The organism is Streptomyces sp. MS191 (genome assembly GCF_008042125.1).
Lineage (GTDB): Bacteria > Actinomycetota > Actinomycetes > Streptomycetales > Streptomycetaceae > Streptomyces.
In genome coordinates, this window is sequence record NZ_RDBI01000040.1 from 899,665 (window position 1) to 919,667 (window position 20,003).

General features: G+C 73.9%; 23 protein-coding genes. 5 read left to right on the forward strand and 18 right to left on the reverse strand.

Translation table 11 applies throughout. The annotated features are described in order from the left end of the window. Positions 1-153 precede the first annotated feature (153 nt). From EAO71_RS11090 to hisI, 4 genes are all read right to left on the reverse strand, one after another. A complete protein-coding gene (locus EAO71_RS11090; protein WP_147977563.1) occupies positions 154-402 on the reverse strand; it encodes an HGxxPAAW family protein in 249 nt (82 codons plus the stop codon). A gap of 138 nt (positions 403-540) precedes the next feature. Then, on the reverse strand, positions 541-1,206 hold the full coding sequence (locus EAO71_RS11095; RefSeq protein ID WP_147977564.1) for a TIGR02234 family membrane protein: 666 nt from the start codon (positions 1,204-1,206) through the stop codon (positions 541-543). Positions 1,207-1,220: 14 nt separating this feature from the next. Further along, positions 1,221-2,723 (reverse strand): anthranilate synthase component I, encoded by a 1,503-nt coding sequence (locus tag EAO71_RS11100; protein WP_147977565.1) that lies wholly within the window; start codon positions 2,721-2,723, stop codon positions 1,221-1,223. An 11-nt stretch (positions 2,724-2,734) separates the two neighbouring features. Beyond that, complete coding sequence (hisI, locus tag EAO71_RS11105) at positions 2,735-3,085, reverse strand: phosphoribosyl-AMP cyclohydrolase (protein WP_147977566.1); 351 nt, start codon at positions 3,083-3,085, stop codon at positions 2,735-2,737. An 84-nt stretch (positions 3,086-3,169) separates the two neighbouring features. On the opposite strand from hisI, the gene EAO71_RS11110 reads away from it, so the two are divergent. Further along, entirely contained in the window at positions 3,170-3,805 is a 636-nt protein-coding gene (locus EAO71_RS11110) for a TIGR03085 family metal-binding protein (protein WP_147977567.1), read from the forward strand. A gap of 76 nt (positions 3,806-3,881) precedes the next feature. Here the strand turns inward: EAO71_RS11110 and EAO71_RS11115 are convergent, their stop codons facing one another. The 10 genes from EAO71_RS11115 to hisD form a co-directional block, all read right to left on the reverse strand. Further along, entirely contained in the window at positions 3,882-5,129 is a 1,248-nt protein-coding gene (locus tag EAO71_RS11115) for an MFS transporter (RefSeq protein ID WP_261992094.1), read from the reverse strand. 4 nt (positions 5,130-5,133) lie between these two features. Beyond that, a complete protein-coding gene (locus EAO71_RS11120) occupies positions 5,134-5,721 on the reverse strand; it encodes an ArsR/SmtB family transcription factor (protein WP_147977569.1) in 588 nt (195 codons plus the stop codon). A gap of 124 nt (positions 5,722-5,845) precedes the next feature. After that, positions 5,846-6,601: an imidazole glycerol phosphate synthase subunit HisF gene (gene hisF / locus EAO71_RS11125; RefSeq protein ID WP_147977570.1), complete on the reverse strand. Its 756-nt coding sequence runs from the start codon at positions 6,599-6,601 to the stop codon at positions 5,846-5,848. Then, positions 6,598-7,008: a RidA family protein gene (locus EAO71_RS11130; protein ID WP_147977571.1), complete on the reverse strand. Its 411-nt coding sequence runs from the start codon at positions 7,006-7,008 to the stop codon at positions 6,598-6,600. Before EAO71_RS11130 ends, hisF begins: the two co-directional genes overlap by 4 nt. Beyond that, on the reverse strand, positions 7,005-7,742 hold the full coding sequence (gene priA / locus EAO71_RS11135) for a bifunctional 1-(5-phosphoribosyl)-5-((5-phosphoribosylamino)methylideneamino)imidazole-4-carboxamide isomerase/phosphoribosylanthranilate isomerase PriA (protein WP_147977572.1): 738 nt from the start codon (positions 7,740-7,742) through the stop codon (positions 7,005-7,007). Before priA ends, EAO71_RS11130 begins: the two co-directional genes overlap by 4 nt. Before the next feature lie 2 nt (positions 7,743-7,744). Next, positions 7,745-8,386: an imidazole glycerol phosphate synthase subunit HisH gene (hisH, locus tag EAO71_RS11140; RefSeq protein ID WP_147977573.1), complete on the reverse strand. Its 642-nt coding sequence runs from the start codon at positions 8,384-8,386 to the stop codon at positions 7,745-7,747. Further along, positions 8,383-8,550, reverse strand: coding sequence for a hypothetical protein (locus EAO71_RS37620; RefSeq protein WP_187282633.1), 168 nt, complete (start codon positions 8,548-8,550; stop codon positions 8,383-8,385). Before EAO71_RS37620 ends, hisH begins: the two co-directional genes overlap by 4 nt. Positions 8,551-8,554: 4 nt before the next feature. Next, positions 8,555-9,148 (reverse strand): imidazoleglycerol-phosphate dehydratase HisB, encoded by a 594-nt coding sequence (gene hisB, locus EAO71_RS11145; RefSeq protein ID WP_147977574.1) that lies wholly within the window; start codon positions 9,146-9,148, stop codon positions 8,555-8,557. Next, the gene (locus tag EAO71_RS11150; protein ID WP_261992095.1) at positions 9,145-10,278 is read right to left on the reverse strand and encodes a histidinol-phosphate transaminase; all 1,134 of its coding nucleotides are present in this window, start codon (positions 10,276-10,278) and stop codon (positions 9,145-9,147) included. Before EAO71_RS11150 ends, hisB begins: the two co-directional genes overlap by 4 nt. Further along, positions 10,275-11,600 carry a histidinol dehydrogenase gene (gene hisD / locus EAO71_RS11155; RefSeq protein ID WP_147977576.1) on the reverse strand — a complete coding sequence of 442 codons (1,326 nt, stop codon included), beginning with the start codon at positions 11,598-11,600 and terminating at the stop codon, positions 10,275-10,277. The genes EAO71_RS11150 and hisD overlap by 4 nt, the downstream gene beginning before the upstream one ends. 174 nt (positions 11,601-11,774) lie before the next feature. Between hisD and EAO71_RS11160 the strand changes: the two genes are divergently transcribed. From EAO71_RS11160 to ybaK, 4 genes are all read left to right on the forward strand, one after another. Then, complete coding sequence (locus EAO71_RS11160) at positions 11,775-13,403, forward strand: oxidoreductase (protein WP_147977577.1); 1,629 nt, start codon at positions 11,775-11,777, stop codon at positions 13,401-13,403. Between the two features lie 138 nt (positions 13,404-13,541). Continuing rightward, the gene (locus tag EAO71_RS11165; RefSeq protein ID WP_147977578.1) at positions 13,542-14,579 is read left to right on the forward strand and encodes a hypothetical protein; all 1,038 of its coding nucleotides are present in this window, start codon (positions 13,542-13,544) and stop codon (positions 14,577-14,579) included. A 5-nt stretch (positions 14,580-14,584) separates the two neighbouring features. Then, on the forward strand, positions 14,585-15,322 hold the full coding sequence (locus tag EAO71_RS11170) for an LON peptidase substrate-binding domain-containing protein (RefSeq protein WP_147977579.1): 738 nt from the start codon (positions 14,585-14,587) through the stop codon (positions 15,320-15,322). 12 nt (positions 15,323-15,334) lie between these two features. Next, positions 15,335-15,844: a Cys-tRNA(Pro) deacylase gene (gene ybaK / locus EAO71_RS11175; protein ID WP_147977580.1), complete on the forward strand. Its 510-nt coding sequence runs from the start codon at positions 15,335-15,337 to the stop codon at positions 15,842-15,844. Positions 15,845-15,963: 119 nt separating this feature from the next. Here ybaK and EAO71_RS11180 read toward each other — a convergent pair whose 3' ends face one another. Genes EAO71_RS11180 through EAO71_RS11195 form a run of 4 tightly spaced genes read right to left on the reverse strand, consistent with a single transcriptional unit; the run spans position 15,964 to position 19,777 of the window. Then, positions 15,964-16,602, reverse strand: a complete 639-nt coding sequence (locus EAO71_RS11180) for a DUF2567 domain-containing protein (RefSeq protein ID WP_147977581.1) — start codon at positions 16,600-16,602, stop codon at positions 15,964-15,966. A 34-nt stretch (positions 16,603-16,636) separates the two neighbouring features. Further along, on the reverse strand, positions 16,637-17,470 hold the full coding sequence (locus tag EAO71_RS11185; protein ID WP_147977582.1) for an ABC transporter permease: 834 nt from the start codon (positions 17,468-17,470) through the stop codon (positions 16,637-16,639). A gap of 32 nt (positions 17,471-17,502) precedes the next feature. Further along, positions 17,503-18,474, reverse strand: a complete 972-nt coding sequence (locus EAO71_RS11190) for an ABC transporter ATP-binding protein (protein ID WP_187282734.1) — start codon at positions 18,472-18,474, stop codon at positions 17,503-17,505. A gap of 37 nt (positions 18,475-18,511) precedes the next feature. Then, entirely contained in the window at positions 18,512-19,777 is a 1,266-nt protein-coding gene (locus EAO71_RS11195; RefSeq protein ID WP_147977583.1) for an NYN domain-containing protein, read from the reverse strand. Positions 19,778-20,003: the final 226 nt, after the last annotated feature.

A 20,003-nucleotide genomic window follows, 5' to 3' on the forward strand; every position in this document is an offset into this window, starting at 1 on the left:
GCGCGGCCCGCCGGCCGGGCGCGCCGCGGGGCGGGGAGGGGTCCTCGGTCACGGCGGGGGTCGTCGGCTTCGCGTCCACGCGGTGATTGTGGCCCCTCACGCGCGAAGGCGCAGCCCGGCCGTGCCGGACTGCGCCTTCGCGTCGGTCGTACGTCAGGAGCGCGCCGCGGCGGTCGCGGCGGCACGCGCGGCGACGACGTCGTCGGATTCCTTGGGCATGCCGAGGCCGGCCATCTTCATCGCGAGGCCCACGGCACCGCCGACGAAGATCACCGCGATGCCGGCCCAGAAGCCGGCCACGTTGGCGGCCACCATGAAGACTCCGGCGATGCAGAAGCCGATGAAGGAGATGATGACACCGGTCCAGGCGGCCGGGGTGTGTCCGTGGGCGCTGCCCGCCATGAGTTGCTCCTCGTTGCAGTTGCTCGGTGGTGGCTCGGGGTGAGGTTCGCGCGCGTGCGCGGGACGCTCGGACTCATTGTCCCGCACGCGGGGCCGCGGAGGTGAATCGGGGGGTGGCCACGCGATCACGCGTCGCGGTCAGTCCCCGTGCGTCGGGTCCTCACCGCGGTCCAGGGCCTTCCAGAGGTCCTCGGGCCGGTCCGGGTCCGTGCCGGTGCGGGCCGTCCTGCGGGCCGCGCGGGGGCTGCCCTCCCGCTCGTAACGGCCGCCCATCGCGGGCCAGTTCCGGCCGAACCGCAGCGCGAGCAGTCCCGCGACGAGGATCAGCAGCGCGCCGGCGGCGGCGACGTACGGCCAGGCGGTGTGGGCCAGGCCGGCCACGGAGGCGGCGCTGTCACCGGTGATGCGGGCGGCCTCCGCGTCCAGCGCGGAGCTGTCGGAGGCGCCGAGCACCGCGCTCAGCGCCGCGCCCGCGCCGCTGAGCGCGAGGAGGCCGGAGACGAGGAGGCGTCCGGCGCGCCGCACGGCGAAGACGGCGACCAGCGCGGCGAGACCGACGATGGCGAGCGCCGTCGGGACACCGGTGACGGTGCCGCCGTCGGCCTCGACGGGCAGGGTGCCGCCGCCGACGGCCGCGGTGCCCTCGGCCCAGATCTGGCCCGCGGACAGCAGCACGACGGTGGCGCCGAGGGCGCCGAGCAGGAGGGCCGCGGCCAGACTGCGGCGGCCGCCGGGCGCGGCGGCCGCGCCGTTCGGGCGTGCGGCTCGGGGCTGGGGTACGGGAACAGCACTCACGTACCCCACTATCCCTTACGTCGTCACGCGCCGGTCATCCGGTTGGCGGTGTGCACGGCGCGGAGCACGGCCGCCGCCTTGTTGCGGCACTCGTTGTCCTCGCCGACGGGGTCGGAGTCGGCGACGACACCCGCTCCGGCCTGCACGTATGCGGTGCCGTCGCGGAGCAGTGCGGTGCGGATGGCGATCGCGGTGTCCGAGTCGCCGGCGAAATCGAGATAACCGACACATCCGCCGTACAGCCCGCGCCGGGAGGGCTCGAGCTCCTCGATGATCTGCATCGCGCGCGGCTTGGGGGCGCCGGAGAGCGTGCCGGCGGGGAAGCAGGCGGTGAGGACGTCGAAGGCCGTCCTGCCCTCGGCGACCCGTCCGGTGACCGTGGACACGATGTGCATCACGTGGGAGTACCGCTCGATCGACATGAAGTCGACGACCTCGACGGAGCCGGGCTCGCAGACCCGGCCCAGGTCGTTGCGTCCGAGGTCGACGAGCATCAGGTGCTCGGCCCGCTCCTTGGGGTCGGCGAGCAGTTCCTCGGCGAGGTCGTGGTCCTCCTGCGGGGTGGCGCCGCGGTGCCGGGTGCCGGCGATGGGGTGGACCATCGCCTGCCCGTCCTCGACCTTCACCAGCGCCTCGGGCGAGGAGCCGACGACGTCGAAGCCGTTCTCGAAGCGGAAGAGGTACATGTACGGGGACGGGTTGGTGGCGCGGAGCACCCGGTAGACGTCGAGTGCCGAGGCCGTGCACGGGGTCTCGAAGCGCTGGGAGGGGACCACCTGGAAGGCCTCGCCGGCCCGGATGCGCTCCTTGATGTCCTCGACGGCGTCCTGGTAGGCCGTGCCGCCCCACAGCGCGGAGTACTCCGGCAGCTCCGAGGCGGGCAGGGCGGCGGGGACGCCGGCGACCGGGCGGGCCAGGTCCTCCTGCATGGCGTCGAGGCGGGCGACGGCGTCCGCGTACGCCTCGTCGACGCCGGTGTCGAGGTCGTTGTGGTTGATCGCGTTGGCGATCAGCAGGACCGACCCGTCCCAGTGGTCGAGGACGGCGAGGTCGCTGGTGAGCAGCATCGTCAGCTCGGGGAGTTCGAGGTCGTCGGCGGTGTGCTCGCCGATCCTCTCCAGCCGGCGGACGATGTCGTAGCCGAGGTAGCCGACCATGCCGCCGGTGAACGGGGGCAGTCCGCCGCCGGGCACGCCGACGAGGTCCCGGGGGGTGTGCAGGGCCTCGACGGTGGCGCGCAGGGCCTGCAGGGGGTCGCCGTCCGTGGGGACCCCGACGGGCGGCGTGCCGAGCCAGTGGGCCTGTCCGTCCCGGACCGTGAGGGTGGCGTCGCTGCGGACGCCGATGAAGGAGTAGCGGGACCAGCTGCGGCCGTTCTCCGCGGATTCGAGGAGGAAGGTGCCGGCGCGTTCGGCCGCGAGCTTGCGGTAGAGCCCGACCGGGGTGTCGCCGTCCGCGAGGAGGCGGCGGCTGACGGGGATGACGCGGCGGTCGGCCGCCAGCTTGCGGAAGGTCTCGAGATCCATGGCGGCTGACCTTACTGGGAGAGCGGGAGCACGTCGGCGTCGAAGCAGGTGCGGGCGCCGGTGTGGCAGGCGGCCCCGACCTGGTCGACCTTCACCAGCACCGTGTCCGCGTCGCAGTCGAGGGCGACGGACTTGACGTGCTGGACGTGACCGGAGGTGTCACCCTTGACCCAGTACTCCCGGCGGCTGCGGGACCAGTAGGTGCAGCGGCCAGTGGTGAGGGTCCGGTGCAGGGCCTCGTCGTCCATCCAGCCGAGCATCAGCACCTCGCCGGTGTCGTACTGCTGGGCGATGGCCGGCACGAGTCCGTCCGGGCTGCGCTTGAGGCGGGCGGCGATGGCCGGGTCGAGATTGCTGCTCATGCGGCCATTGTGCCGTGAGGGTGCGGTGTTCCCGGCAGGGCGTCCACTGGGCGGACCGGGCCGTACCGCCGTACGCTGGCGTGCATGTCGACCCATGCCAAGCGTGAACGACTTCTGCTCGCCGACCTGTTGGAAGCGGCCGGGCCCGACGCGCCGACGCTCTGCGAGGGCTGGCTGACCCGGGACCTCGCCGCCCACGTGGTGGTGCGCGAGCGCCGTCCGGACGCGGCGGCGGGATCGGTCGTGCCGCCGCTGAAGGCGCGCCTCGACCGGGTGCAGGCCGAGTTCGCCGACAAGCCGTACGAGGAGCTGATCCGGCTCATCCGAACGGGTCCGCCGCGGATGTCCCCGTTCACCATCAAGCAGGTGGACGAGGGCGCGAACACGGTGGAGTTCTACGTGCACACCGAGGACGTCCGCCGGGCCCAGCCCGACTGGTCGCCGCGCGAGCTCGACCCGGTCTTCTCGGACGCGCTGTGGTCCCGCCTGGAGAAGAGCGCCCGGCTGCTGGGCCGCAAGGCGCCGGTGGGGCTGGTGCTGCGCCGTCCGAACGGCCAGACGGCGGTGGCGCACCGCGGCACCCCGGTGGTGACGGTCTCCGGGGAGCCGGGCGAGCTGACGATGTTCCTCTTCGGGCGGCAGGACACGGCGAAGGTGGACCTGGAAGGCGAGCCGGACGCGATCGAGCGGCTCCACCAGGCGAAGCAGCTGGGTATCTAGGGCGTGTCCGGGCGACCTTCGCGGGCCCGAGAAGATCACCCGGACAGGACCTGGGGCGACCGGGGCCCCGTACGGCTCAGGCCGTCGTGCGGGGCAGTTCCGCGCGGCGCAGGGCCGGGACGAGCAGCCCGAACGCCCCGCCCAGCGCGCAGACCGCGGCGCTGGCGGTGAAGACCGGGCCGAGTCCCCACAGGCTCACCGCCGCGCCCGTGAGCGGGAAGCTCAGCGGGGCGAGTCCGAGGCTGAGGAAGCTGGAGACAGCGGTCACCCGTCCGAGGTAGGCGGGGTCGCACTCGGTCTGGACGAGGGCTCCGCACAGGGCGCCGGAGAGGCCGGCGAGCAGGCCGACCGAGAGCGCCACGGCGACGGCGACCGGCAGCCGGGGCACCTGGGCGAGCATGGCGATGGACCCGGCGCCCAGGGCGATGGTCCAGCCCAGGACGGCGCCGGCCCGGGGGACGCGGCCCCTGACGGCCAGCAGCAGGGAGGCGGCGCCCGCGCCGGTACCGAAGCCGGCCAGGACCCAGCCGACGCCGGCGGCGCCCCAGCCCCGTGCGTCGGAGAGCAGGGCGAGTCCGAGGTTGAGCGGGCCGACGAAACCCAGGTCGCTGAGAGCGATGACGATCATCAGCGGGCCGAGGACGCGGTGGCCGCGCAGATAGCGCAGGCCGTCGGCAAGGTCGCGCAGGGCTGTGCCCGACCGGGCGGCGGGCTCCTCGGGGAGCGGGCGCAGCCTCAGGCCGAGCAGCAGCGGCAGGGAGGCGGCGAAGAGCAGTCCGGCCACGCCGAAGGCGGCCGCCGTTCCGCCGAGGGCGACGGCGAGGCCGCCGAGCGGGGCGCCGAGGACGGCGCCGACGCGGTGGGCGAGGCCGCGTATGCCCTGGACCCGGGCGAGTTGGTCGCGTGAGGCGATCCGGGGCGGCAGCGCGCCGACGGCCGGCAGGAAGACGGCGTCGACGGTGCCGAAGACGAGGGCGACGGCTGCGAGCACCCAGAGGGCGGGCGAGGTGACGAGCAGGGAGGCGGCGACGCCGAGGACGACGAGGCAGCGGACGGTGTCGGAGGCGATGACGACCCGGCGCGGGCCGAAGCGGTCGGCGATCACTCCCCCGCCGAGCATGAGGACGGCGCGGGGGGCGGCGGCGACCGCCATGACGAGGCCGGCCTCCCCCGGGCTGCCGCCCCGGACGGCGGCCCAGGACAGGGCGAGGTGGTAGACGCTGTCGCCGAGGGTGGAGGCGGTGTAGGCCCCGACCCATCGCAGGACGCCGCGATCGCGGTGGGCCGGCGGGGCGGCGGGGACGGCAGCCGTGGTCGTGGTCAACGGGTCAGCCTCGGTAGGGGAAGCCATGAAGGTGGACGGCGACGTTCTCGCGCCCCTCGGTGTCGCCGGCGGCCTCGGCGGCGCGGGCCCGCTGGTCGTACTTCTGCACGACCGCGTCCAGCTCCTCGCCCAGTGCGGCGAGTTCGGCGGCGGTGAGGCGGGGGAGCCACTCCGAGCTGACGGAGGCCGAACGCCACTCCTCGGGCCAGGTGTGCCGCTCGTCGAGGAAACGGTGGTGCATCAGCGCCCGCTGCTCGTGCACGGTGCGGCCGAAGGCGGCGCTCGCGGCGGCGAGTTCGGGGGCGTCGCGGAGGTCCTCGTCGTGGATGCTGAAGCCGTACGAGCTGGGCTGCCACCACCGCTCCCGGCCGTCCGCGGACCGCGTCTCGGCCTCCTCGATGAGGCCGTGGTCGGCCAGCTTGCGCAGGTGGTAGCTGACGAGGGAGACCGCCTCGTCGACCTGGTCGGCGAGCTGCGAGGCGGTCGCGGTGCGGGCGACGAACAGGGCCCGGTAGAGGCGCATGCGCAGCGGGTGGGCGATGGCCTTGAGAGTGCCGAGGTCGCTGATCCGGCGGTTGTCGGAAGTGGGCATGCACCTGACCGTAGATGCACAAGAAAAGTTGCGCAACAGATATTGCGCAAATGATCCTGCGCTTCTCGGCAAAGAGGAAGGGCCCCCGGAAGGGCCCTTCCTGACGACGGCACGGGCCGGCGGGTCAGCGGACCGGGTGGCCCGCCTCCCGCAGCGCGTCCTTGACCTGCGCGATCCGCAGGTCGCCGAAGTGGAACACCGACGCGGCCAGGACCGCGTCCGCGCCCGCCTCGATGGCCGGCGGGAAGTCGGCGAGCCGGCCGGCGCCACCGCTCGCGATCACCGGCACGGTCACGTGCGTGCGCACGGCCGCGATCATCTCGGTGTCGTACCCGTCCTTGGTGCCGTCCGCGTCCATCGAGTTGAGCAGGATCTCACCCGCGCCCAGCTCGGCGGCGCGGTGCGCCCACTCGACGGCGTCGATGCCGGTACCGCGCCTGCCGCCGTGCGTGGTCACCTCGAAGGTGCCGGCCGGGGTGCGCCGGGCGTCCACGGAGAGCACCAGCACCTGACGGCCGAAGCGCTCCGCGATCTCCCGGATCAGCTCCGGCCGGGCGATGGCCGCGGTGTTCACGCCGACCTTGTCCGCGCCGGCGCGGAGCAGCTTGTCGACGTCCTCCGCGGTGCGCACGCCGCCGCCCACGGTGAGCGGGATGAAGACCTGCTCGGCGGTGCGGCGCACCACGTCGTAGGTCGTCTCCCGGTTGCCCGAGGAGGCCGTGATGTCCAGGAAGGTCAGCTCGTCGGCGCCCTCGGCGTCGTACAGCTTCGCCATCTCGACGGGGTCGCCGGCGTCGCGCAGGTTCTGGAAGTTGACGCCCTTGACCACCCGGCCGTTGTCCACGTCCAGGCAGGGGATCACCCGTACCGCGAGGGTCACGCGCCCTCCCCCGTTCCCGCGGGCCGGTACGCCTCGACCTCGACCTCGACGACCAGCCGCGGGTCCACGAAGCCCGAGACGATGATCATCGACGCGGCCGGGCGGACGGCGTCGAACAGCTCCTTGTGGGCGCGGCCGACCTCCTCCACGTCCCGGGCGTGCGTGATGTACATCCGGGTCCGCACCACGTGCTCCGCGCCCAGGCCGAGCTTCTCCAGGGCCCCGAAGGCCACGTTGAAGGAGTTGACGGCCTGGTCGTACGGGCCGCCGTCGGCGATCTGGCCGTCGACCACCGAGGTGCAGCCGGCGACCAGCACCAGGCCGCCGGGCAGCTCCACCGCGCGGGAGTAGCCGAACTGCTCCTCCCAGGGGGCGCCGGTGGTCACCCTGCGGACCTCGGAGGTCACGACACCACCGCCGCGACGGCCGCGAGGGCCTCCTCCAGGGTGAAGGCCTTGGCGTAGAGCGCCTTGCCGACGATGGCGCCCTCGACGCCCTCCGGGACCAGCCCGGAGATGGCCCGCAGGTCGTCCAGGGAGGACACGCCGCCGGAGGCGACGACGGGCTTGTCGGTGGCGGCGCACACGTTGCGCAGCAGTTCCAGGTTGGGTCCCTGGAGGGTGCCGTCCTTGGCGATGTCGGTGACGACGTACCGCGCGCAGCCCTCGGAGTCGAGGCGGGCCAGCGTCTCGTAGAGGTCGCCGCCGTCACGGGTCCAGCCCCGGCCGCGCAGCGTGGTGCCGCGGACGTCGAGGCCGACCGCGATCTTGTCGCCGTGCTCGGCGATGACCTTGGCGACCCACTCGGGGGTCTCCAGGGCCGCGGTGCCCAGGTTCACGCGGGTGCAGCCGGTGGCGAGGGCGGCGGCGAGCGAGGCGTCGTCGCGGATACCGCCGGACAGCTCGACCTTGATGTCCATGGCCCCGGCGACCTCGGCGATCAGCGCCCGGTTGTCGCCGGTGCCGAAGGCGGCGTCGAGGTCGACCAGGTGCAGCCACTCGGCGCCGGAGTTCTGCCACGCGAGGGCGGCCTCCAGCGGGGAGCCGTAGGAGGTCTCCGTGCCGGACTCGCCGTGCACCAGGCGGACGGCCTGGCCGTCGCGGACGTCGACGGCGGGGAGGAGTTCAAGCTTCTGAGCCATGATCAGAGGGTCTCGATCCAGTTGGTGAGGAGCTGGGCTCCGGCGTCGCCGGACTTCTCGGGGTGGAACTGGGTGGCCCACAGGGCGCCGTTCTCGACGGCGGCGACGAAGGGTTCGCCGTGGGTGGCCCAGGTGACCTTGGGGGCACGGATGTTGGCGTTGCCGACCTCCAGGGTCCACTCGCGCACCGCGTAGGAGTGCACGAAGTAGAACCGGGCGTCGGCGCCGAGGCCCGCGAACAGCTCACTGCCCTCGGGCGCGTCGACCGTGTTCCAGCCCATGTGGGGCACGATCGGCGCCTTCAGCGGCTCGACGGTGCCGGGCCACTCGTCGAGGCCCTCGGTCTCCACGCCGTGCTCGATGCCGTTGGCGAAGAGGATCTGCATGCCGACGCAGATGCCCATGACGGGGCGTCCGCCGGAGAGCCGGCGGCCGACGATCCAGTCGCCGCGCGCCTCCTTCAGGCCCTGCATGCAGGCGGAGAAGGCGCCGACACCGGGGACGAGCAGGCCATCGGCGTTCATGGCCCGGTCGTAGTCGCGGGTGATCTCGACGTCGGCGCCGACGTGGGCGAGGGCGCGTTCGGCGGAGCGGACGTTGCCGAAGCCGTAGTCGAAGACCACGACCTTCTTCGGATTGCTCATTCCCAGATTCCCTGAATCCGCAGGACGCCCGCGGCCAGGCACATCACGGAGGCGATGGCGAGGACGGCGATCACGCCCTTGGGCAGTCCCTGCTTGGAGAAGGAGTACACGCCGCCGGCGAGGAAGAGCCCGACGACGATGAGGACGGTGGAGAGGCCGGTCATGGGGTTACAGGGCGCCCTTCGTGGAGGGAAGGATGCCGGCGGCCCGGGGGTCGCGCTCGGAGGCGTAGCGCAGGGCGCGGGCGAAGGCCTTGAACTGGCACTCCACGATGTGGTGGGCGTTGCGCCCGTACGGCACGTGGATGTGCAGCGCGATCTGGGCCTGGGCGACGAAGGACTCGAAGATGTGCCGGGTCATCGTCGTGTCGTAGGAGCCGATCATCGGCGCCATGTTCTCGGGCTCGGTGTGCACCAGGTAGGGGCGGCCGGACAGGTCGACGGTCACCTGGGCCAGCGACTCGTCCAGCGGGACGGTGCAGTTGCCGAAGCGGTAGATGCCGACCTTGTCGCCGAGGGCCTGCCTGAAGGCGGCGCCCAGCGCGAGGGCGGTGTCCTCGATGGTGTGGTGCGAGTCGATGTGCAGGTCGCCGTCGGTCTTCACGGTGAGGTCGAACAGACCGTGGCGGCCGAGCTGATCGAGCATGTGGTCGTAGAAGCCGACGCCGGTGGCGACGTCGACCTTGCCCGTGCCGTCCAGGTCGATCTCGACGACGACGGAGGTCTCCTTGGTGGTGCGCTCGACCCGTCCTACGCGGCTCATGAGCTCTGCTCCTTCTTCAGTGCGCGAACCGCATCGAGGAACGCGTCGTTCTCTTCCGGGGTGCCGGCGGTGACCCGCAGCCAGCCCGGTACGCCGTTGTCCCGGACCAGGACGCCCCGGTCGAGGATCTTCCGCCAGGCCTCGTGGGAGCCCTCGGCTCCGCCGAAGTGCCCGAACTGGACGAAGTTGGCGTCGGACTCGGTGACCTCGTAGCCGATGGCCCGCAGCTCGTCGACCAGGCGGTCGCGCTCGGCCTTGAGCTGCTCGACGTAGCCGAGCAGGGTGTCGGTGTGCTCCAGGGCGGCCAGCGCCGTGGCCTGGGTGACGGCCGACAGGTGGTACGGCAGGCGGACCAGCTGGACGGCGTCGACCACGGCGGGGTGGGCGGCGAGGTAGCCCAGGCGCAGTCCGGCGGCGCCGAACGCCTTGGACATGGTCCGGGAGACGACGAGGTTCGGCCGGCCCTCGATGAGGGGCAGCAGCGAGGCGCGGTGGCTGAACTCCACGTACGCCTCGTCGACGACGACCAGCGAGGGCCGGGCCGCCTGGGCCGCCTCGTACAGGGCGAGGACGGTCTCGGCCTCGACGGCGGTACCGGTGGGGTTGTTGGGGGAGGTGATGAAGACGACGTCCGGGCGGTGCGCGGCGATCGCCCGCTCCGCGGCGTCGACGTCGATGGTGAAGTCCTCGTGGCGCGGGCCGGAGATCCAGCCGGTGCCGGTGCCGCGCGCGATGAGCGCGTGCATCGAGTACGAGGGTTCGAAGCCGATGGCCGTGCGGCCGGGGCCGCCGAAGGTCTGCAGCAGCTGCTGGAGGACCTCGTTGGAGCCGTTGGCCGCCCAGACGTTGCCGACGGCGACCGGGTGGCCGCCCGTGCGGGTGAGGTAGCGGGCCAGCTCGGTGCGGAGCTCGACCGCGTCCCGGTCGGGGTAGCGGTTGAGGCCGCGGGCGGCCTCGGCGACCCGCTCCGCGATCCGCGCCACCAGGGGCTCGGGCAGCGGGTAGGGGTTCTCGTTGGTGTTCAGCTGGACGGGGACGTCGAGCTGCGGCGCGCCGTACGGGGACTTGCCGCGCAGCTCGTCTCGGATGGGGAGATCGTCGATGCCGACGGTCTGCTGCTGGTCGGTCACTTGCTCTCGGGCACCTTCCATCCGAACCGGGCCTTGAGGGCCGCGCCGTGGGCCGGCAGGTCCTCGGCCTCCGCCAGGGTCACCACGTGGTGGGTGACCTCGGCCAGGGCGTCCCGGGTGTAGTCCACGACGTGGATGCCGCGCAGGAAGGACTGCACGGACAGGCCAGAGGAGTGGCAGGCGCAGCCGCCGGTGGGCAGGACGTGGTTGGAGCCGGCGCAGTAGTCCCCGAGGGAGACGGGGGCCCACGGGCCGATGAAGATCGCGCCGGCGTTGCGGACGCGGTCGGCCAGGGCGGCGGCGTCGGCGGTCTGGATCTCCAGGTGCTCGGCGCCGTACGCGTCGACGACCTTGAGGCCGTCCTCCAGGTCGCGGACGAGGACGATCGCGGACTGCCTGCCGGCGAGTGCCGGGACGATCCGGTCGTCGACGTGCTTGGTGGCGGCGACCTGCGTCTTGAGCTCCGCCTCGACGGCGGAGGCCAGCTCCTCGGAGTCGGTGACCAGGACGGCGGCGGCCATCGGGTCGTGCTCGGCCTGGCTGATCAGGTCGGCGGCGACGTGCACGGGGTCGGCGGTGGAGTCCGCGAGGACCGCGATCTCGGTCGGTCCGGCCTCGGCGTCGATGCCGATGCGGCCGGTGAAGTACCGCTTGGCCGCGGCCACCCAGATGTTGCCCGGCCCGGTCACCATGTTGGCGGGGGCGCACGACTCGGTGCCGTGGGCGAACATCGCGACGGCCTGGGCGCCGCCCGCGGCGTACACCTCGTCGACCCCGAGCAGCGCGCACGCGGCGAGGATCGTCGGGTGCGGCAGGCCGCCGAACTCGGCCTGCGGCGGGGAGGCGAGCGCGACGGACTCGACGCCGGCCTCCTGGGCCGGGACGGCGTTCATGATCACGGACGAGGGGTAGACGGACCGGCCGCCGGGCGCGTAGAGGCCCACGCGCTGGACCGGGACCCACTTCTCGGTGACCGTGCCGCCGGGCACGACCTGGGTGGTGTGCGACGTGCGGCGCTGGGCGCGGTGGACGATCCGGGTGCGCCGGATGGACTCCTCCAGGGCCGCCCGGACGGCGGGGTCGAGCTGCTCCAGGGCGTCGGCGAGGGCCTCGGCCGGCACGCGCACGTGCGTGAGCTCCACCCGGTCGAACCTCTTCGCGTACTCGACCAGCGCCGCGTCGCCACGATGATGGACGTCCTCGCAGATGGGCCGCACCTTCTCCAGGGCGGCTTCCACGTCGAACTCGGCACGGGGCAGCAGGTCGCGCAGCGCGCCACCCTCGGGGAGGGCGTCGCCGCGCAGGTCGATACGAGAGATCACGGGTCAATTCTCGCAGACGCCCCACAAGCGCCGGACGCCCGTATCACTGGCTGATACGAGCCACAGTGGCGTCTTGTCGCCACAGCTGACCGTTAGCGTTCAGTCCGTCACTCAGCGGGAAGAACGGCTGTACGAATCCAGGGAAGCGGGTTCGTGGAAAGCGAGGGGGCGGCAGTGACCGAGCCGCACGAGGACGGAATGCCGGACGGTCTCACCGTGCCGGAGCAGGCGATGTGGCGGGGCTTCAGGATCGGCAGGACCTGCGACCTGAGCGAGGGGGACGCGGAGCGGGACGACCCGTTCGGGCGACACGTGTGGGGGCCCGGGCGCAGTGTCCGCGCCGACGTGGTGGCGCTGCTGCTGCTCGACGGCCCGCCCGCACGGTCCGGGCGTGTCGCGGCGCTGAAGCTGCGCGGGGTGCGGATCACCGGGGTGCTCAACCTCGCGGGCGGGACCGTCGGCCCGTACGTGGAGCTGAACCGCTGCCGCTTCGACGCCGAGATCGTGCTCCCGGAGGCGCACTTCGGGACGGTGCGGATGGTCGAGTGCGCGATACCCCGGCTGGAGGCGGCGCGCCTGCACACCCAGGGCGACCTGCACCTGCCGCGCTGCCGGGTGGAGCGGGGCATCCGGCTGACCGACGCCCAGATCGGCACCGACCTGCTGATCAACCAGATCCGGGTCTGGCCGGACCGGCGCGGCCGGGCGATCACCGCCGACGGGCTGGTGGTGGCGCAGGACCTGCAGGCGGAGCTGATCGAGACGCACGGGGAGCTGAGCCTGCGCGGGGCCAAGGTCGGGGTCTCGKTCAGCCTGCGGGGCAGCGTGCTGCGCGGGGCGCAGCAGCGGCGGGCGCTCAACGCGCCGCAGCTGACGGTGGAGCGCTCGCTCTACCTGAACGCGGCATGGGTGTACGAGGGCGCCGGCGGCGGTACCGCCGGGGGCTCGGGCGGGCAGGTGATGGCCACTCCCCCGTACGGCGTCGGCTACACGCCGGTGAGCGGGGCGCGGCGCAGGCCCGTGGAGTGCCACGGCGGGGTGCGGCTGGACGACGGGCGGTTCGGGGACGCGGTGGACCTGCACTACGCGAGGTTCCTGCTGAACGGCGCCCAGCGCGAGGAGGTGTCGCTGCGCCGGATAGTGACTCCGGAGCTGCGGTTCAACGGGGAGCGCCCGGAGGAGGGGCGCGTGGTGCTGAACGGCGCCAAGATCGTGACGCTGATCGACCTGTCGACCAGCTGGCCGGGCCCGGGCGGTCTCGCGATGAACGGTTTCGTCTACGAGAACCTCGTGCCGTACGGGCACTTCCCGCTGGCGCGGCGCCTGGAGTGGGTGGCGGCGGCGACCCCGGAGTACGCGCCGGAGCCGTACGAGCGGCTGGCGGCGGTGCTGCGCAACAGCGGCGAGGACGCGGACGCGCGGGTGGTGCTGCTCGCCAAGCAGCGCCGCCGCCGGGAGACGCTGCCGGTGGCGGGGAAGCTCTGGGGATACCTCCAGGACTGGACGGTGGCGTACGGCTACCGGCCGGGCCGGGCGGCGCTGTGGATGGCCGTGCTGTGGGCGGCGGGCGCCGTCGCCTTCTCGCACTACGACCCCCAGCCGATGAAGGCGGGCGAGGCCCCCCGGTGGAGCGCCACGCTCTACGCGCTGGATCTGCTGCTGCCGGTGATCAACCTGGGGCAGGACGGCTACTGGCGCCTCGAAGGCGCCTGGCAGTGGGCCTCGACGGCGCTGATCCTGCTGGGCTGGGTGCTGGCCACCACGGTGGCGGCGGGAGCGTCGAGGCTGCTGAGTCGGGGGTAGCGTGAGTGAAGAGGGGGGCGGGTTCTGTCGAAGCCCGCCTCTTTCTTTACGGTGTCTTGACCTCGGACAGGACAACTTTCCCGCCGCCACCAAAGCTTCACAGTCCCCCACTGGCGCCGCCCCCACCTGCGGTTTTCAATGGTCCGCACCATGTCAATGCTCCGCGCCCTGATCGGCACCGCCCGGATGGTCCGGCACGCACCGCGGCTGAGCGCCGCGATGCCGCCGGACGACGACGTGCTGCTCGACGTGCCGGACCAGCGGCTCGCCCCGGCTCTGGTCGCCGCCGCCCTGGCGGACCCCGAGCCGGCGGCCAAGCTGCTCGCGACCACCCGGGACGCCGCCGAGTGGGAGAACCGGGACCGCTACGTGACCCGGCTCGCCACCTTCGCGTACAGCCGCGACGCCTGGCTGGCCCACTGGCTGTCCACCACGCCCCGCGACCCCGACGCCCTCCTCGTGAAGGCCCAGCTGGAGGTCCGCCGGGCCTGGGAGTCCCCGGCCCGCGCCGAGCGGCTGCGCGAGCTCGGACCGCTGATCGACGCCGCCGCGGAGGCCGCGCCCCGCGACCCCGTGCCGTGGCGCATCGCCCTCGACCACGCCCGCGGCACGCACGCGAGCCACACGGTCTTCGAGTCGCTGTGGGAACAGGCCGTACGCCGCTCCCCGCACCACTACGGCTGCCACGTCGCCGCGCTCAAGTACCTCTCGGCCCAGTGGTACGGCTCGCACCGCGAGTGCTTCGACTTCGCCGAGCAGGCGGCCGAGGACACGCTGCCGGGCTCGCTGATCCAGGCGCTGCCGGCGCGCGCGGCCTTCGCCCAGCTGCTCGCCGGGACGGGACACGTCCGGGAGGACCGGATCGACGCGGCGGCGGACCGGGCCGTCGCGCTGTCCGCGGAGTACCCGACCGCCGATCCGTGGCCCGCGGAGGTCCGCAACCTGCTGGTCTACGTCCTGCTGCGGCGCCGGCGCGACGCGGAGGCGCTGGAGCAGTTCCGGCGGATCGGGCCGTACGCGACGTCCTTCCCGTGGACGCTGGTGAGCGAGGATCCGCTCGGCAGATTCCTGGAGGCGAGGGACGGCGTACGGCTCGAAGTGGCCCGCACGATCCCGCTCGGTCCGGTCCGTCGTGGACGGGCCGGTCGAGGCCGGGCCGACGGCCATTACGCTTGACCGCTGTGACCACCGCTCGTCTCCCCCTCTTCCCGCTGAACACGGTGCTGTTCCCGGGCCTCGTGCTGCCCTTGAACGTCTTCGAGGAGCGTTATCGCGCCATGATGCGCGAGCTGCTCAAGACCGACGAGACGGAGCCGCGGCGCTTCGCCGTCGTGGCGATCCGCGACGGCCGTGAGGTCGCGCCGACCCTGCCGGGCATGCCGGACCCGACGGCCCAGCCCGAGAAGGGCCCCGCGGCGGGCTTCGGCCCCGACCCGATCCAGGCCTTCCACCGGGTCGGCTGCGTCGCCGACGCGGCATCGATCCGGGAGCGCCAGGACGGCAGCTTCGAGGTGATGGTGACCGGCACGACCCGGGTGAAGCTGCTGTCCGTGGACGCGAGCGGGCCCTTCCTGGTGGCCGAGGTCGAGGAGATCCCGGAGGAGCAGGGCGAGGAGGCGGGCACGCTCGCCGAGGGGGTGCTGCGGGCGTTCCGCAACTACCAGAAGCGCCTGGCGGGCGCCCGGGAGCGGTCCCTGACGACGAGCGACCTGCCGGACGAGCCGTCGGTGGTGTCGTACCTGGTCGCGGCGGCGGCGGTGCTGGACACCCCGGCGAAGCAGCGGCTGCTCCAGGCCCCGGACACGGCGACCCGGCTGCGCGAGGAGCTGACGCTGCTGCGCGCCGAGACGGCGGTGCTGCGGCACCTGCCGTCGCTGCCGGCGGTGGACCTGACGACGGGGCCCACGAGCCCGAACTGACCGAGGAGTCCGATGGCGAAGAAGCAGAGGAAGCAGGCGGGCCAGGGCGGGGGCGGCACCCCGGCGACGGTCGCCCTGGCGGCGTCGGGTACCCCCTTCACGCTCCACGCCTACGACCACGACCCGGCCTCGCCGAGCTACGGCGAGGAGGCGGCCGAGGCGCTGGGCGTCTCCCCGGACCGGGTCTTCAAGACCCTGGTCGCGGACGTGGACGGGGAACTGACGGTGGCGGTGGTGCCGGTGGCCGGCCAGCTGGACCTGAAGGCCCTCGCCTCGGCGGTCGGCGGCAAGCGCGCCGCGATGGCGGACCCCGCGGCCGCCGAGCGCACCACGGGCTACGTCCGCGGCGGCATCTCCCCGCTGGGCCAGCGCAAGCGCCTGCGCACGGTCCTCGACGCCTCGGCCGACGGCCACGAGACGATCTGCGTCTCGGCCGGCCGCCGCGGCCTCGAGGTGGAACTCGCCCCGGCGGCGCTCACCGCCCTCACGTCGGCGGTGGTGGCCCCCATCGGCCGCGGCTGACCCGACGCCCGCGCGACCTCCCGGGGTACGCGCCACGGCGGGCCCGGCGACGGCTGGGGCACGTCATGGACAGGGGCCGGGGCGCCCGAAGGCGCTCCGGCCCCTGTCGCGAGCGGGTGTCAGCCCTGGGCCGGCGGGGGCGTCGGCGCCTCGGGCCAGTCGGGCTCCGGGTCGCGCGGGCCCAGCACCGCCGTCAGCGCCAGGTGGACGATCATCGCGGCGAGCGGCCAGGCCAGCATCGCGGCGCCCCACATCTTCAGCTTCAGCGGCGCGTCGAACACGACGTTCGGGCCGACCGACTTGGCGTGGGCGACCACGTCGTGCGTCGGTCCCAGGTACGTCCCCACGCCCCAGCCCAGCAGCGAGCCCAGCACGCCGCCGACCGCCAGTCCGAGCACCAGCGCGACGCCGCCGTAGCGGTGGAAGAGGAAGACGAGGCCCGCGGCGACCGCGCCGAAGCCCAGGCCCAGCAGCACGAACGTGCCGTCCCCGCCGATCGCGGACTCCCCCTCGCTGTGGCGCAGGAAGACCGCCTTGCCGTCCGAGATCAGCGACACCCGGGGGGCGAGCCACAGCCACAGCAGGCCCAGCGCCACGCCCGCGACCGTCGACACCGCGGCCACCACGGCGGCCTGCCGGAGCTCCTTCGCCGTGCTCGGGACGTCGTCCTTCCCGGACAGCGGAGGGTAGGGGGTGGGCCAGGAGGCGTCGGCGCCGTTCGAGGGCGGCTGGTGAGGCGGAGTCAGAGGTGCGGTCACCCCGCCATCGTGCCAGGTACCCGCGGGGGCCGCCTCAGCGGACCGCCGCCCGCCGGTAGGCCCAGGTGGCGACCGCCAGCGAGACCACGCCGACCGCCCCGCAGACGGCGAGGTCGAGACCGACCGCCGCCCAGTCCGGGTCCGGGTCGAAGGTGCGGGCGAGCGCCTCCACGCCGTACGTGGAGGGCAGCAGGTCCCGGGCGTAGCCGACCACCCCGGGCAGCCGTTCGGCGGGCAGCACGCCGAGCAGCAGGGCCGCGGACATGCCGAGCTGTCCCAGCAGCGTGGCCAGTTCCTGACGGGGCGCGAGCAGCCCGAGCGCCGCGCCGAGCCCGGCGAGGGCGGCCCCGGCGAGCGGCACGACGGCCGCGAGGATCCACAGGTTCCCGAGCGGCAGCCCGAAGAGGACCGAGCCGGCGACCGCGGTCACGACCGTCCCCGGCACGGTGAAGGAGGCGTACGCCCCGGCCGCGCCGAGCACCACCGCAGCCGGCGGCACCGGCAGCGTGGCGTAGTGGTCCAGGCCGCCGCCGGCCCGCAGCTGCCCGAAGTACTGGGCGAGCAGGTTCAGCGCGACGAAGGCGACGACGAGCACGGCGGAGCCGGCCACGACGGCACGAGCCTCCGAGCCGCCGTCGACGACGCCCCGCATCAGGATCATGATCCCGATGGACTGGAACGTCGCCACGAAGAGCAGGGGGATGCGGGAGACCCGGGCGCGCGACAGCTGCGCGCGGTACACCGCGGCGAGCGCCGGCAGCAGCCGGGCGCGCGGCGCGAGCGGCGCCGCCCCGTCCGCCTCGCCCGGGCGGGGCGCCCGGGCGGGGAGGGCGCCGGTCGGCAGGGCCTCGGCGGGCACGGTACTCACTGGGGACAGCTCCTGACGGGTCACGGGGTGCGTCATGCCTTCACCAGTCCCTCGGTCGCGCCGCCGAGCGCCAGGTAGACGTCCTCCAGGCTCGGTGTCGCCAGGGTGAAGTCGTCGAGCGCGGCGAACGCCGCGCCGCCGGTCACCGCGGCGACGGCGGCCCGGGCCTCGTCCGGGGCCAGCCGCAGGGTCCAGCGCCTGCCGGACTCCTGGGCGGAGGGCCGCAGGGCGGCGACCTCCGGCACGTCCAGCGGGGCGCGCTCGCGCCACACCAGGTCGACCCGGACCTCGCCGGCGACGCGTTCCTTGAGCCCGGCCGGCGTGTCGCAGGCGATGACCCGGCCGCGTTCGAGGACGGCGACCCGGTCCAGTACGGTCTCGGCCTCGATCACGTTGTGGGTGACCAGCAGGACGGTGGTGCCGTGCTCGGCGCGCCGCCGGTCGACCGCGGACCACACGGCGCGCCGGGCGATCGGGTCCATGCCGGTGGTGGGCTCGTCGAGGACCAGGACCGGCCGGGCGCCGACCAGGGCGGCGGCGACGCAGGCGAGCCGCCGCTGTCCGCCGGACAGCTTCTTCAGGGGGCGTCCGGCGAGTCCGGTCAGGCCGAGCTCGTCCAGGACGGCGTCCCGCTCGGCCCGCGCGTCCCCGGCGGACAGTCCGCGCAGCCGGCCGGTGGTCTCGGCGGCGAGCGCGACGGTCAGTTCGTCGAGCGCGGTGGACTCCTGGCCGAGGTAGGCCAGGAGCCGGGACGCGCGCTCCGGATGGCGTACGAGGTCGTGGCCGAGCAGCTCGACGGTCCCGGAGTCCGGGCGCATGAGGCCGGTCAGCTGGCGCACGAGCGTGGACTTGCCGGCGCCGTTGGGTCCGAGCAGGCCGAAGATCTCGCCGCCCCGGACGTCCAGGCTGATCCCGTCCGTGGCGCGGACCTCGGGGGTCGCGGGCGCCCCGCGCCTGCCGCGCGTGGCGGGGTACGTCTTGACCAGATCCCGCACCACACACACCGTACTCACGAGGGATGAGCCTACGGGGTCCGCGGCCCTAATCCCCCGCGGGGGCGTGCTCCGCGGCGGCCCGGACGTCGATCTCGCGCCAGAATCCGGCCCGGATCGCGTACCGGTCGTGCTCGTCGATCTGGTCGTCCTTGTGGGCGAGCAGGCCGAACCTGGCCGCGTACCGGAGCAGTTCGCCGTCGATGCGGTGCGGGACGCGCGGGTACATGGTGGCCAGCTTCTGGACGTGGCTCTGCTCGGGAAGTCGTTCCATCCAACGGCGGGCGAACACCTGTCCGACCTCGAAGGGGTCGCCGCCGACGGTGGTGATGTCCTCCTCCCGGTCGGCCCAGCGCTGCTCGGCGCTGGTGAGCTGGGCGAGCGTGGGCAGCGACGCGGTCTCGGGCGGTTCCCCGAGGGCGCCGCCCGGGCGTTCGATCCAGCCCTTGTCGGAGGACCAGCGCAGGGTGGCGCCGGCCGGCGGGACGGCGGCCGGGCTGCCGGGTCCGCGCAGTCCGGCGAGGTCCTTGGGCGTGGGCACGCCCCGGCCGCCGGGCGCCGGAGCGGGCACCGCGGCCGCCGCCCCCTCGGCCGCGGGCGCCGGGGCGGCGGTGTCCGCGGCCGGGTGACCGGCCGCGGCAGCCGCGGCCTGCGCCTCGGCGGCCCGCTCGGCGGAGGCCGCGAGCGCCGACTCGGGCAGCGGGGCGGAGAGGATCGCGGCGATCTCGGGGCGGGGGGCCGGCGGCGGGGCGCACAGTCCGGTGAGGTCCTTGGCGCGGATCGCGCGGGTGATCCAGGCCCGGTCGAGGACGCGCCGCTCGTCCGCCTCCGCGACCAGGTCCTCGGACTGGTTGTAGTCGCCGTCGGCGGCCTGGACGGCCCAGAGGTGGACGGCGACGCCGTGCTCCTTGGCGGACATCAGGCCGGGCAGCAGATCGCCGTCGCCGGTCACCAGGACGACGTCGGAGCAGGCGCGGTTGCGTGCCAGCTCGGTGAGCTCGGCGTGCATCGCCGCGTCGACGCCCTTCTGTGCCCAGCGGCCGTCGCTGCGGGTCAGGGCGCCGAGCCGGACGGTGACCCGGGGCATCACGCGCAGCCGGCGGTGCTCGGGCTGCGGGACCCGGTCGGGTGCGCCGTCGAACCAGTAGATGCGCAGCAGGGGCTGCTCCGTGTCCGCCTCGGCCCCTTCGCGCAGCCCCTGGATGAGCGCGGCGTGGTCGACGGTGATCCTGGAGCGGGCCGGTTCCCCGGCGAGGAGGCTCGCGGCGGCGCCCAGCAGATAGCCGGCGTCCACCAGAACGACGCAGCGGTCCACGTGTCCCACCTTCTTTCGGGAACCTCGGGATCAGGAGTGCTTCGGAGTGCTCCGAGTCTGCCCGACCGTGGGGAGGTTGACGGCCGGAACTCGATCATCGGCGTGGCGGATGTCACGCGGCGGCGCACCGGTCCCACCGCTCACTGTCGGTGATGATCCAAAATGCGGGGCTTTGCCCGACATGTGAGGCTGACAGCGGCCCTGGCCCCGAGATCCCTTTGAGGAG

Bases quoted from the DNA above. Each gene is read 5' to 3' on its own strand.
- EAO71_RS11165 (WP_147977578.1), top strand. From the start codon at position 13,542: ATGGTCCGCACCATGTCAATGCTCCGCGCCCTGATCGGCACCGCCCGG.
- EAO71_RS11100 (WP_147977565.1), bottom strand. From the start codon at position 2,723: ATGGATCTCGAGACCTTCCGCAAGCTGGCGGCCGACCGCCGCGTCATC.
- ybaK (WP_147977580.1), top strand. From the start codon at position 15,335: ATGGCGAAGAAGCAGAGGAAGCAGGCGGGCCAGGGCGGGGGCGGCACC.
- priA (WP_147977572.1), bottom strand. From the start codon at position 7,742: ATGGCTCAGAAGCTTGAACTCCTCCCCGCCGTCGACGTCCGCGACGGC.
- hisI (WP_147977566.1), bottom strand. From the start codon at position 3,085: ATGAGCAGCAATCTCGACCCGGCCATCGCCGCCCGCCTCAAGCGCAGC.
- EAO71_RS11120 (WP_147977569.1), bottom strand. From the start codon at position 5,721: ATGCCCACTTCCGACAACCGCCGGATCAGCGACCTCGGCACTCTCAAG.
- hisH (WP_147977573.1), bottom strand. From the start codon at position 8,386: ATGAGCAATCCGAAGAAGGTCGTGGTCTTCGACTACGGCTTCGGCAAC.
- EAO71_RS11110 (WP_147977567.1), top strand. From the start codon at position 3,170: ATGTCGACCCATGCCAAGCGTGAACGACTTCTGCTCGCCGACCTGTTG.
- EAO71_RS37620 (WP_187282633.1), bottom strand. From the start codon at position 8,550: ATGACCGGCCTCTCCACCGTCCTCATCGTCGTCGGGCTCTTCCTCGCC.
- EAO71_RS11090 (WP_147977563.1), bottom strand. From the start codon at position 402: ATGGCGGGCAGCGCCCACGGACACACCCCGGCCGCCTGGACCGGTGTC.
- hisB (WP_147977574.1), bottom strand. From the start codon at position 9,148: ATGAGCCGCGTAGGACGGGTCGAGCGCACCACCAAGGAGACCTCCGTC.